An 11922-nucleotide genomic window follows, 5' to 3' on the forward strand; every position below is an offset into this window, starting at 1 on the left:
TTCTCGCCAGGGCTTTTGCGGGTTCCAGTTGTCTTTCTCATCGTCCACTCCTCAGTGGTTACGATGAGCCAAGAACACTCCCTTATCAAATCACCCTATTTGGACCCATAAGCGCTGACGTCAGACACCCCCCTCCAAGCAAGGCGGCGATTAGTACCAGCGCAAGTAGACCTCCGCCTATATAGTACGGCGTCCAGTCCCGTTCGCCGGTCTGTGAACGAGTAAGCTTGCCAGTCTTTGCCTGATCGGTATTGCCCATGATGATCTCGGTTCGACCGATAGACGTTTGTTGAGTATGAGTGATAGTTACCGAATTGCCATCTTGCGCGGCTTCGTTGGTGGTATTGGACAAAGAATTTAATGTGGCGCGGAGCGCGTCAGAATCGACCTTCATCTGGTGCGCTTTTGCGCTGACATCAAGCACCTTATTATTATAATCGGCCAGCATCTGCGCGCGTTCTTTTTCCGGGATTCCAGAAAGGTCAATTGTCGGTGCTGGTCCGAAATTCACCTTTGCAGGGGTATGTTCCACACGGGCACTGTCAGATTAAATCGGCTTGAGGCCGGGAAGTCAGTTTCGTAGCGTCGCCGGATGACAAAACGCTCCCCATTTCGCTATTTTAAAACCAGCCCTGAGATCATCCGCCTTGCTGTGATGATGTATGTTCGATTTCCGCTTTCACTACGCAATGTCGAGGATCTTCTCCATGAACGCGGCATTGATATTAGTCATGAAACGGTTCGATTTTGGTGGAACAGATTTGGGCCGGTTTTTGCTGCGGAAATTCGTCGAAGGCGGGCTAGATATCACCGATCACACTCGAATTGGCAATGGCACCTGGACGAAGTTTTCGTGAAGATCAACGGCGCGACGCACTATTTGTGGCGGGCGGTCGATCACGAAGGTGAAGTGTTGGAATCGTTTGTCACCAAGCGCCGCGACCGAAAAGCGGCATTGAAATTCCTCAGAAAATCAATGAAACGCTACGGCGCACCAGATGTAATTGTGACCGATAAACTGCGTTCAAACGGTGCTGCCATGAAGCAAATCGGGAATACCGAAAAACAAACTATCGGCTGCTGGCTGAACAATCGAGCTGAGAATTCACACCTTCCGTTTCGACGACGAGAGCAGGCGATGTTGCGTTTTCGACAGTGGCGAACCCTGCAAAAATTCGTCTCCGTTCATTCGTCGCTTCAAAACCATTTCAATCAAGAACGCCACCTTTACTCACGAGCAAATTTCAAATTGAACCGAGCCGCCGCTCTCTCCGAGTGGCGGCAGCTTTGTTCCGCATAAGTTCACGCGTTCCGCGGTAAACTGAGACTGGTTCGAATTAGTCTGACAGCTTCCAATCGCTTGCTCAATGTCCGTCCTTCCTTTCGAAATAATCGGAGAAGCCAAAAGTCTCTCGCGATACCATGTACTTAGTTTGCCAATAATGCGAGGTCATCGGCCGTCGCGCAGAAGGCGCGTCATGAGATTAGTGACCTGTTCGTCCGACAGCCCCTGGTGTAACGCCAACAGGCGCCAGGTCTCGAAGTCCAGCGCTAGGGCAATCGTGGCCGTCAGAAGCGGATCCTGCCGCGCCGGCTCTGGGAAGGCCGCGAGAAGGATCTCCCCCGCGGTCTTCCAGTAGCCGTTATAGGGCGCCATGATCGGACTACCGCGCAGCTCGTCGATCACCGAGGAGATCATCGGCTCGGTCTCGCGGTGGAAGGAGTAGGCCGCGGCAAGCCCGTGGCGGAAGCGCTCTTCGCTGCCCTCCACAGCCGCCCATTCCTCGAGATCGGGAAGGGGGTGGCGCTCAAAGTACGTGCCGCTGCATGCGCTGAGTAGTTCCATGTCGTCGGCGAAGTGGCGGTAGACGGTGACAGTTCCGACGCCTGCCTCCTGCGCCACGTCGCGCATCGAGGTGGCGGCTGGACCCTTAGACTGGTGCAGCTTGATTGCCGCCTCGACGATTCGTTGCCGGGTCTCCTCCTGCGCTGCGGCGCGTTTTTTCTGCTGATACTTCCTGGCCATGATTTGATGATACACGATATTTCACGAAGCTTGACAAGCTTTCTTATTTCGCGGTACGGATAGTTTCGTGAAAAAGTAGGTTTCACGAAAATCAAGAAACCGTCAGCAAGGAGACCCGCCATGTCCTCACTCACCATGCAGAACCCCGTTTTCGTCATCTACATGATTGCCGCAGCCCTTATGGTGCTGAAGCTGATGGGCCAGGGATGGGTGACCGTCTACCGGATGTTGAAGGTCGGCTCGGGCTGGGCGTCGCCGGAGGATCTCAGGACCGGGCTGATCAACCGCCACCCAGATCTCGCGCAATTGGAAATCAACGACTACGTCGACCGGTCACGCCGCATCCACCGCAACGATCTGGAGAACATCCCGGCGTTCCTCGCCGTGGGCCTGCTCTTCGTGATCGCCGGGCCCTCGACCCTGCTCGCGGGCGTGCTGATGTACGGCTTCGTCGCCGCCCGGCTTCTACATACAGTGGCTTATACAACCCAGCAGAGCCACGAGATCCGCGCAACTCTCTACACCATCGGCTCGGTCGCCGTGATTGTGATGGCGGTCTACGTGCTCTGGGTCACGCTGGCTCTTTGATCCCAAAAGACGACTGATCTGGTTGCGCTCGCCGAACCCTTGAGCCCAGCCAGATCAGTCGGTGAAGACGAAACCCGTCCCCTTACTACAGGTGCCGTTGTGAACTCCAACCATGCGAAACTCGAGGGATAGCGATATGCCGAAACTCTATGGCTACTTGGCATGCCCGCGCTCGAGAATAGCGCTTGTTGCCGCGAGCGAAAAAGACATCGACTGCTCGTTCCGAGCTGTCGCGTACTGGGATGGCTTGGATAAGCTGTCGATCTTCACTGTGAATCGGCATAGAAATGTGGCCCCCTTTGAATTCGACCTAAAGCATTGACGATCCTGCTCTATTTGGCGAATCTAAGGGGTCACGATCGGCGCCGATCGTGACCCCACTAAAGGGAAAACTTTCTAAATGAATTCAGTCTCTTGAGCTTGAAACTGCCGGGGTCAAGATTCGGGGCCGATTCACAGAGGGGACATCGCCGAGAAATGTCTCACCAAGAAAGAGCGCCGCACGCGTAACTCTGACATGAAGGCATTTCACACACAGCAGATTTCCAAAGCATTGGACTATCACTCTGCCCACAGCCTTATTCCATTGACACAAGGGCGTGTTTAACCGTTAGGAGCGGCAGCTTTTGCCTGACTGCTGCATCGGCCGTTGGTTTTCCGGCAAGGATCTTGGCAACGCTGCGCGCAAGGCTTGCGTTCAACGCTTCCAACTGAGCAACCACGGCGCGAGGCATCTCGGCGGTTCGTGATCCCGCTTGGCGCGATCCGACGCTTTGTCTGGATCATTCTCAACGGCGAGATGCGCGTAGAACGTCGAAGGGGCGATCTGTAAAACACGGCAGATCGGCTCGACCCCACACACCCCACGATGTTCTTTGATAAAAGCAATCATTTCCGAAACGGGCGGTCGAGCTCCGCCTGCGCAAAATACGCCGATGCTATCTTCAGTATCTCATTGGCTTGCCGAAGCTGGCGGTTCTAGCGCTCCAAGGCTTTGATCCGGTCACGTTCTGCGGTTGTCACACCATCACGTCGACCACTGTCCGCCTCAGCTCGTCGAACCCACGCCCGAAGCGTATCAGGCCCACAACCGATCTTGGGCGCAATCGATTTGATCGCAGCAGATTGACTGTCAAATTCGCCCTGATGCTCAAACACCATCCGCACAGCTCGCTCGCGCACTTCAGGTGAATATCTGTTTCCACATTTGTTCTTTTCCATAACCCAGCATCCTTACTTCTGGGCCTCCGGCAAACAAGGGGCGGTTCAAACCCCGATACGTCAATGCGGGCAAAGTCATTCTTCGCAAGGATGGCGCTGTGAAAAGCGTTTTCTTCATAGCCTCGGGCGCGGTTGAACTAGAAAGCGCGGGCCGGGCGTGCCGCTTGGGCCGGGGAGAGATGTTTGGCCAAGTGGCCATCCTGACGAAGAACGCCTGCCGCGCAGAGGTGCGCGCAATCGTGCCCTCGATGCTTCTTGTGCTGGACATGACGCGGTTTTGTTCCCTGCTTGCGAAAAGCGTAGCGCTACAAGACGCGGTCCGCGCAAGTGCTGTACAGAGGGGAATAGATCCCGATGTGCTTCTCATGGGGAGCACGAAGGACACGCAGTGCAATGGGCAGGCCTCTACTTCAGGAGCGGCCCAACCTGATCAAGATAGCTCTACAACCTAACTACTTGCAATAGGATCGGCGCGTACCCATCTTAAGAGTGCAAAGCTTCTTCTTACGACCTTCTGTTTCCTGACGGCTCCAGTCGATCCTACGACGACACTGAGCCGGGCTATCGCGTTATGTGGATGGCAACAATTTAGGAGACAACACGATGGCCAATGGCACCGTGAAATGGTTCAATACCCAAAAAGGTTTTGGTTTTATCGCCCCTGAGCATGGATCGAACGATATTTTCGTTCACATCTCCGCCTTGGAACGGGCAGGAATTCGTCAGCTGGATGACGGACAAACTGTGACCTTCGACATCGAAAGCGGCCGGGACGGTCGCGAGTCGGCGAGTAATCTTGCACTGGCATAAGCCAGTTCTGGATTGAACTGCGGGGCGGGAGTAGCCTTGGGCTTTTCCCGCCTTCTTATTTGATATCCCTATGATCGTCAGAAAGGTTATCCCGATACTCAATGGACCTAAAAAAGTGATAGAAATTAACTGGGGAAAACCCCTGACCTTGATCTTGTCACCGAAAGGTGGCAGTCAAAAGTTCACAACGATTGAACAGGCCTGCTATTGGCTCCGCAAGAAGTGGCCGGTTGCTGATCATCACAGAGACCTTGCTCTCGAACAGGTTGATGCGGCGATGCACTGTCTGACAACGGTTGGCGCTGCCCGCAAAGCGTTCATCGCGGCTGCAAAGACTGCTGGGTTCAAACTGGGCCCTACGGGTTTCGATGCAGACGCCGTAACTTGATACTGCTGGCTCAGCACCTGCTTTGCGCGCCGGTTGATACCCGCGATCCAGGCACAGGAAACGTTTCTTAACTTTGGCCCGGCTGCCTCCGATGTGCCCCGCAACAAGTCCGTCAAGGAGATCTAAAAAATGGTCAAACTAACAAAGACCACGTTGTTTAAGGCCTCTAAGCCCGCTGCAGAAACCGTGATGGACAAGACGACGCGCGTCGTGAGGGAAATGCTCGACGAGGAAACCGAACAACGTGAGATCAGGACAGCGCGCCTTCGCACGGCCCGTCTTGAACGCGAGGCAGTTACGCCGAAGGAAACGGCCAAGAAAGCTCCCAAAGGAACACGTAAAAAGCCGCCAGCCAAGGCCGTCTGACAGGCCCGGCAGTCGGCACAGACTGAACACAGGAAGCGCCCCGAAAACCAAGGGGCAGATCAATCACTCCAAAAGAAAGGTTCTCGTTTGCGACCCTCTGAATGGACCCGGATTCTCGCCAAATATCGCGAACCGATCCTCTCCCGCAGCCTTTTCGAACTGACCGTAACTCTTGTGCCGTTTGTGGCGATCTGGGCTCTGGCCTGGTGGGCACTGTCGATCAGCCCCTGGCTGGCACTGGCGTTGGCATTGGCAAATTCTGCCTTCCTGGTCCGTTTGTTCATGATCCAGCACGATTGCGGCCATGGCGCGTTCTTCAAGGACCGCCGATGGGGCGACCGGTTGGGCCGGATTCTGGGAGTTCTAACACTGACACCGTACGATGTATGGCGCAGAACCCACGCCATTCATCATGCGACGACCGGCAATCTCGACCGGCGTGGCGTTGGCGACCTACCCACCCTGACGGTTCGGGAATATCGGGAAAAGCGCTGGACAGGCCGGGTTATGTATCGTTTGGTCCGCAATCCGGTTTTCCTCTTCGGGGTCGTTCCGTTCTACACGTTTTTCCTGCAAAACCGGCTTCCGGTCGGTTTGATGCGATCAGGCTGGCAATATTGGTTCAGCGCACTGGCCACCAACGTCGCAATCGGAGCTGCCCTCGGCGCGCTCGGTTGGTTCGGCGGTTGGGATGTGCTGCTATTCGTGTTCCTGCCGACCATGCTTTTGGCGGCAATGACGGGGATGTGGCTCTTCTATGTCCAGCATCAGTTCGAGGACACCTCCTGGGACGATGAAGAAGACTGGGATGTGCACGATGCCGCCTTCAACGGAAGTTCTCACTACGATCTGCCCTGCATCTTGCGCTGGATCACTGCCAATATCGGTGTTCACCATGTGCATCACCTGGCCAGCCGCATCCCGTTCTACCGACTGAGCGAGGTGGTCAGAGACCACGACATCCTGGCGCAGTCTCATCGCGTTACACTTTGGGAGAGTTTCCGCTGTGCGCGCCTTCATCTCTGGGACGAGAAAAGCCGGAAATTGCTTTCCTTTTCGGATGCGCGGATGCTTGCGACTTGAGCTTTGCGTAAGCGGTCGTTGTTCGTACTGTCCTAAGCGGTGGCGTAGCTGCCCCAAACCGGGCGTTCATTGATTGCGCAACATTGTCGTTGTTCGGAGCGAGGCGTTAGAGAAGAAGCGGGCTTGAAAAATATCCAGTCCATCAACAGCGGAGTCTCTCAGGCTGTGGGATACAACCCATGGCCGATGCTCTGAATTAACCCTACAAGGATATTATCGGAATGCAGATAAGCCTCGTGGTAACTGCGAAACAGGAGTTGTGCCCGTGGTAGAACCAGAAACATTTACGTTCCTTGCCGATCTGGGAATGAACAACCGCAAAGCCTGGATGGACGAGCACCGCGTAGAACGTGACGACGCCTTGCGCAATTTCGCTGGCATCGCGATGACACTGCACGACTATGCTGATCGCTTTGACCCTTTCGTGGCGGACGCGAGGATCAAACCGAAGCAAAGTTACACCAAGTTCTTTCAGGAGCCGCGCGACCGCATCGGACGTGCTCTGTACCGCGCGGACGTGGATGTTTTTGCCAATGCCGGCCATCCCACAGAAGACGTCGGATACTACCTTCATATTGAGCCAGGAAATTGCTACGCGGGTGCCGCGCTTTTCCAACCATCCAAGGCTGCGCTCTCGCGGTTGCGGACGCGTTTGGTCGATGATCCAAACGGCCTGAAAGCCATCTTGGCCGATCCTGAGTTCAAGAAAACTTTCCCAGACGGAGTTGTCACACGAAAGCCACTGGGCGCTGTACCGGACGGCTTTGTAAACAGCGACCCCGCGGCACCCTATCTTAAAATGGTCGGCCTTGGATGCCGCAAAGACCTGCAGGACGCGCTTCTGCTTGACGACGATGTGATCGATGTGTTGATCCCGATATTTCGCACCGCCGGCCAGTTGGTGCGCTACTTCGACTGATTGCGCACAGGCGAGATTATGTAAGCGGAGGTGTTTGCATGTGATGATGCCTCAAAGGCCTTGAGGAAAACAGAAGCGGTTTTGCGCGGAAATTGTGGGAAATGTGGTCGCCGAACTGGAAGTTTACAGGCGAAGATTTCAGAGGCAGCGAGAGAGCCTTTCAAAATCCGGACTTTGTCGAGGTGGTTATCCATTCTTACCGACACAGGTTCGGCCGGTACTGTCAGATCAAACCAGCTTGAGGCTGGCGGTGGTGTATCTTAGCGTCATCGGATGACAAAACGCTCCCCATTCCGCTACTTTAAAACCAGTCCTGAGATCATTCGCCTGGCGGTGATGATGTATGTCCGGTTTCCGCTCTCCCTTCGCAATGTCGAAGACCTGCTGCATGAGCGCGGCATTGATGTTAGCCACGAGACCGTCCGATTTTGGTGGAACAGGTTTGGTCCGTTGTTCGCTGCGGAAATTCGTCGAAGGCGGGTTGGAGCTCACCGGTCACACTCGAATTGGCAATGGCATCTCGACGAGGTATTCGTAAAAATCAATGGCGAGACACACTATCTGTGGCGCGCCGTTGACCACGAAGGCGAAGTTCTCGAGAGCTTCGTCACAAAGCGCCGTGATCGCATAGCAGCGTTGAAATTCCTCAGGAAAACAATGAAGCGATACGGGCGGCCTGATATTGTCGTCACGGATCGGCTGAAGTCTTACGGCGCAGCGATGAAAGTCATCGGCAATTCTCGACGACAGATGACAGGCCGCTGGCTAAACAATCGGGCAGAGAATTCACATCTTCCGCTTCGACGAAAGGAACGGGCAATGCTCCGATTTCGACGTCTGCGGTCCCTGCAGAAATTCGTCGCAATTCATTCCGCCTTGCCATACGGAAGCCTTTTTGAGTTTGATGGTGCATCGGATATTCTCCTGGCACTGTCAGAAGAAACCAGCTTGAGGCCGGGAAGTCAGTCTCGTAGCGTCGCCGGATGACAAAACGCGATCCATTTAGGTATTTCAAAACCAGCCCTGAAATCATCCGCCTGGCGGTGATGATGTACGTCCGGTTCCCGCTCTCCCTTCGCAATGTCGAAGATCTATTGCATGAGCGTGGCATCGACGTCAGCCACGAAACTGTCCGGTTTTGGTGGAATAGATTTGGTCCGATTTTTGCTGCGGAAATTCGCAGCGACCGAGTTAATCGGTCGCGTGCATATTCAAACTGGCAGTGGCACCTGGACGAGGTTTTCGTAAAGATTAATGGCGAGACACACTATCTTTGGCGGGCTGTTGATCACGAAGGCGAGGTACTGGAAAGCTATGTCACAAAACGCCGAGATCGAAAGGCTGCATTGAAATTCTTGAGGAAATCAATGAAACGGCATGGCCGACCGGAGGTTGTTGTTACGGACCGGTTGAAGTCTTACGGAGCAGCGATGAAGGTCATCGGTAATGCTCGGCGGCAGATGACAGGCCGGTGGCTGAACAATCGGGCTGAGAATTCGCATCTTCCATTTCGACGAAGAGAACGGGCAATGTTGCGTTTTCGGCGACTACAAACCTTACAGAAATTCGCCGCCATCCAATCTTCAATCCACAATCATTTCAACCAGGAACGTCATCTTTATTCACGAGCCGATTTCAAATTGAACCGAACCGCCGCTCTCGCTGAGTGGCGGCAGCTTTGTTCCGGATATCAGGGTGGTTCCTACCGCCTGCATGGCTGGGCGTGACATACTATTTCCGCTCAGGTCTAAGCATTTCTGTGGTTAAGTTCGTATGTTCTTGGTCCATGTTTTCGAGGCGGACACGGCGCACCTTGTGGTAGGCGGATTTGATTGTCTCGTAGCCATCTTCCAGATCGAAGACTTCAATGTATTTCACCAGCGCCGCTTCAAGATCGACCTCTGCCTCACGACGCCACATTTCAACCCAATCAAATATCTGCGCGTAGTCATATTTTGATTTCGCACCTAGTTGCTTTCGCTTTTTGGGTCTGATGACCGGTACTTCAAGCTGCTTGGTGAGTGCAAGTTCGTCGTCATCATGCGGATCAAATTCGTCAATCTTGGCACATACATTTTCAAAGTAGGCACGCGCATTGGCGGGCAGTGCATCAAGGTTTGCCGAGAGCGCAGCCCAAGCATCATATGCGTCGCTCACTTCCTCGCCGTCCGAGTGGAGTAAATCTGCATTCTGCTCAACTGCCATTTTTCTCGAAATCCATAGGTTTGGTTTCTAGTCACCTTCAATGATGAAGGTGGCGACAATGTGGAAAATCATGAAAGGACCCACAGCAATGCCAAAATTTCATAGCAAGCATCCCCTGTACGCCAAAGACCGGAAGGTCGGAAAAGAGTTTTTCTGGTTACTCGTTCATGAGGGGTACATGTCACTATTCCCACCCATCATCAAAACTGGTAAGCGATGGGAAAAAACGAGAACACGGATTATTCGACAAGCAATCGAACTCGGCTACAATGTGCCTCAGCAAATGGCAGATAGCATAAAATCCTAGAATTTGCCAACGCTCTCGTCGATCTCACCGCAACGGCCCGGGTCGATTTGCCTTGAGATTGGCGAGCGCCCCGGCTTTTACGTGGCGCTGCGCGGTGTCTTGGGGTTTTGGGCATTGTGGTGCCCGGTTGCGCATTACTCTCGTCAAGTCAAACTTTTTGAATGCTTACCATGAACGCAGCTTCCAGTATGTTGGATCAAGGACAAATCACAAGAAATCAGCCTCTCTCTTGTCGCCGGGTCACTGTATAGCCGACAATTGGACCGTCTGCCTTTGCATCTCGCGCGTTTTCGAGAGTATGACCGCTGGCGCGCCAGACAGATAGTTCGTCCCCAAATGCCCGCTGACAAACCATGCATAAGCTACAAAAAATTTTGGGGCCCATAGGTACAAGAACGATGCGTGAAACGCCCAGTAGAGAATGTATCAATGTCCGCATTTCCCAAAACGCTTGATAGGGTGATAACACTGGATATCGAACAATCCTACTTTCCTTAACAATCTCAAGGAGCGGCTCATTTGCATCAGTTACGCGAACTTCAAACCGATTGTCGTTACCGATAGGAAAAAAGCAAAATGTCGAACTCGGATCCAAGAACTCAACTGCGCCTACAGCGTGGTCAGGTTCATAACCAAGACCAAGAACCAGAACCGCAGGCAAGTCGGGATTTGCCGTCCAACCACCGAACCCTTCTAATGGTCGAAAATCCAGAAAATCTAGTTCTTCCGCGATAGGCTCATTAAACTGAGCAATTGAGTAGACTACAAGAATACGACAACCTTTAAAGAAGTCCGAATCCAGTAGCTCAACAAACAAGGACGCCATAGCGCCTCGGTTCATAGACGAAACGTCGACCATAATTGTGGAATTTTGGAACGACCATCCGGGCCGTTCACTTTCTAATACCGACTGCAGCGATTCATTGGGTGTCAGTTTCAGAGCACCAGTAGCATTGCGATGTGCATCATTCTTTTCAAAACTCAGTATGTGACCGTTAGGAAAATAATATCCGACCGAAGTTTTAGCCAAGTCGCTATACTTACGCGCGACGTGGCCAGCACGATCTTCATAACCGACAGCATAAATTAGCAACTCCACCTCTGCTTCAAAAGGATCAGTGAAGCTGGTGATTTCAAGATTCATTTGAAAGATCCATTTGCGCCTGCAGCCGACTTTGTGACCGCTCAAGCAATGCGGAAAGGCTGATCTCGCGGTCTAAAGAAAGCGGAAGTTTGTAATGTGCCGATAGCAAATAGTTCAACCGAAATCTCTTCTCTACTACATTAGATAGAATATCTTCCGAAGCGTGATCCGGCACATAGATTAATGCACCGATGTTTAGGGCTTTCCCAATTGCCGATAGGTACTCTGGATGCACTCCTCTATCTACACGAAAGGATAACGGAGGTTGATCGTTGAACTTTGTGGCGACGATGCCGTGGTACAATCCACTGCCAACCGCATCCAAGAACCGTAGCAACCCTTGGCCAGAGTCAGTTTTCTTCTTGGTCGGAACCGTCTTTAGAAGTGATCGCATGACACGAATGGACTTCTGAATTTCGATTGCCTGTTTTGACTCTGAAACCTTTCTTTTCCCTTCCGACAGCCTGTATTCGACGATCAGTGGAGAAAGTAAGTTGATTAGCATTCGAGGATTGCCTTCAGTCAGTGCCAACATAGAAGGTATACCGGAGTAGAGAGCAAAACTCTTTCGAGGCCTGCTATCCAAACCATCCGCCAAGAGTCCTGATTTCGAAGGTCGGGAAAAATAATCACGTATAACAACTACGCTTCGAGCCTTCCGAAGAGTTCTCGCCATCGTGTTCTCGTCCAAGCCCGCCACATCCTCAAGACTGATTTTTTTGCGGGCTAGGTATGCTCTGTCTGACGTCAGCGCTTATGGGTCCAAATAGGGTGATTTGATAAGGGAGTGTTCTTGGCTCATCGTAACCACTGAGGAGTGGACGATGAGAAAGACAACTGGAACCCGCAAAAGCCCTGGCGAGAA

Annotated in this window: 14 protein-coding genes, 2 pseudogenes and 1 other annotated feature; of the genes and pseudogenes, 10 read left to right on the plus strand and 6 right to left on the minus strand. The window is 53.0% G+C overall.

All coding sequences use genetic code 11. The features are described 5' to 3' along the window. Positions 1–85: 85 nt before the first annotated feature. Positions 86–532, minus strand: a complete 447-nt coding sequence (locus tag PEL8287_RS19365) for a hypothetical protein (protein WP_139837880.1) — start codon at positions 530–532, stop codon at positions 86–88. A 60-nt stretch (positions 533–592) separates the two neighbouring features. Between PEL8287_RS19365 and PEL8287_RS19370 the strand changes: the two genes are divergently transcribed. After that, positions 593–1300 (plus strand): IS6 family transposase, encoded by a 708-nt coding sequence (locus tag PEL8287_RS19370; protein ID WP_085894096.1) that lies wholly within the window; start codon positions 593–595, stop codon positions 1298–1300. Positions 1301–1450: 150 nt separating this feature from the next. Here PEL8287_RS19370 and PEL8287_RS19375 read toward each other — a convergent pair whose 3' ends face one another. Next, positions 1451–2041, minus strand: coding sequence for a TetR/AcrR family transcriptional regulator (locus tag PEL8287_RS19375; RefSeq protein ID WP_139837881.1), 591 nt, complete (start codon positions 2039–2041; stop codon positions 1451–1453). Between the two features lie 105 nt (positions 2042–2146). Between PEL8287_RS19375 and PEL8287_RS19380 the strand changes: the two genes are divergently transcribed. Further along, a complete protein-coding gene (locus PEL8287_RS19380) occupies positions 2147–2614 on the plus strand; it encodes an MAPEG family protein (protein WP_085894098.1) in 468 nt (155 codons plus the stop codon). Between the two features lie 748 nt (positions 2615–3362). Here the strand turns inward: PEL8287_RS19380 and PEL8287_RS19390 are convergent. Next, a pseudogene (locus tag PEL8287_RS19390) lies at positions 3363–3835 on the minus strand (transposase); the annotation flags it as partial. Then, positions 3432–3548, minus strand: a sequence feature (AL1L pseudoknot). Its footprint overlaps the pseudogene before it by 117 nt. An 8-nt stretch (positions 3836–3843) precedes the next feature. Between PEL8287_RS19390 and PEL8287_RS19395 the strand changes: the two are divergent. The 8 genes and pseudogenes from PEL8287_RS19395 to PEL8287_RS19430 all read left to right on the plus strand — a co-directional run bounded on the left by PEL8287_RS19395 (position 3844) and on the right by PEL8287_RS19430 (position 9128). Beyond that, positions 3844–4287, plus strand: coding sequence for a cyclic nucleotide-binding domain-containing protein (locus PEL8287_RS19395; RefSeq protein ID WP_085894100.1), 444 nt, complete (start codon positions 3844–3846; stop codon positions 4285–4287). 151 nt (positions 4288–4438) lie between these two features. Next, positions 4439–4645 carry a cold-shock protein gene (locus PEL8287_RS19400; protein WP_085894101.1) on the plus strand — a complete coding sequence of 69 codons (207 nt, stop codon included), beginning with the start codon at positions 4439–4441 and terminating at the stop codon, positions 4643–4645. Between the two features lie 70 nt (positions 4646–4715). Next, positions 4716–5033: a DUF982 domain-containing protein gene (locus PEL8287_RS19405; RefSeq protein ID WP_176228708.1), complete on the plus strand. Its 318-nt coding sequence runs from the start codon at positions 4716–4718 to the stop codon at positions 5031–5033. Between the two features lie 129 nt (positions 5034–5162). Beyond that, positions 5163–5399, plus strand: a complete 237-nt coding sequence (locus PEL8287_RS19410) for a hypothetical protein (protein WP_085894102.1) — start codon at positions 5163–5165, stop codon at positions 5397–5399. A gap of 87 nt (positions 5400–5486) precedes the next feature. Beyond that, positions 5487–6482, plus strand: coding sequence for a fatty acid desaturase (locus tag PEL8287_RS19415; protein WP_085894103.1), 996 nt, complete (start codon positions 5487–5489; stop codon positions 6480–6482). Between the two features lie 265 nt (positions 6483–6747). Then, positions 6748–7401, plus strand: coding sequence for a DUF2461 family protein (locus tag PEL8287_RS19420; RefSeq protein WP_085894111.1), 654 nt, complete (start codon positions 6748–6750; stop codon positions 7399–7401). Positions 7402–7674: 273 nt separating this feature from the next. After that, positions 7675–8280: pseudogene (locus PEL8287_RS19425) on the plus strand (IS6 family transposase); the annotation flags it as partial. Between the two features lie 104 nt (positions 8281–8384). Further along, on the plus strand, positions 8385–9128 hold the full coding sequence (locus PEL8287_RS19430; RefSeq protein WP_085894105.1) for an IS6 family transposase: 744 nt from the start codon (positions 8385–8387) through the stop codon (positions 9126–9128). A gap of 4 nt (positions 9129–9132) precedes the next feature. Here PEL8287_RS19430 and PEL8287_RS19435 read toward each other — a convergent pair whose 3' ends face one another. The 3 genes from PEL8287_RS19435 to PEL8287_RS19450 form a co-directional block, all read right to left on the minus strand. Continuing rightward, the gene (locus PEL8287_RS19435; RefSeq protein WP_085894106.1) at positions 9133–9606 is read right to left on the minus strand and encodes a hypothetical protein; all 474 of its coding nucleotides are present in this window, start codon (positions 9604–9606) and stop codon (positions 9133–9135) included. Between the two features lie 524 nt (positions 9607–10130). Next, positions 10131–11057 carry a hypothetical protein gene (locus PEL8287_RS19445; protein ID WP_085894108.1) on the minus strand — a complete coding sequence of 309 codons (927 nt, stop codon included), beginning with the start codon at positions 11055–11057 and terminating at the stop codon, positions 10131–10133. Beyond that, the gene (locus PEL8287_RS19450) at positions 11047–11808 is read right to left on the minus strand and encodes an ORC-CDC6 family AAA ATPase (RefSeq protein ID WP_442475963.1); all 762 of its coding nucleotides are present in this window, start codon (positions 11806–11808) and stop codon (positions 11047–11049) included. The genes PEL8287_RS19445 and PEL8287_RS19450 overlap by 11 nt, the downstream gene beginning before the upstream one ends. Between the last annotated feature and the right edge of the window lie 114 nt (positions 11809–11922).

Source organism: Roseovarius litorisediminis (assembly GCF_900172295.1).
GTDB classification, from domain to species: Bacteria; Pseudomonadota; Alphaproteobacteria; order Rhodobacterales; family Rhodobacteraceae; genus Roseovarius; species Roseovarius litorisediminis.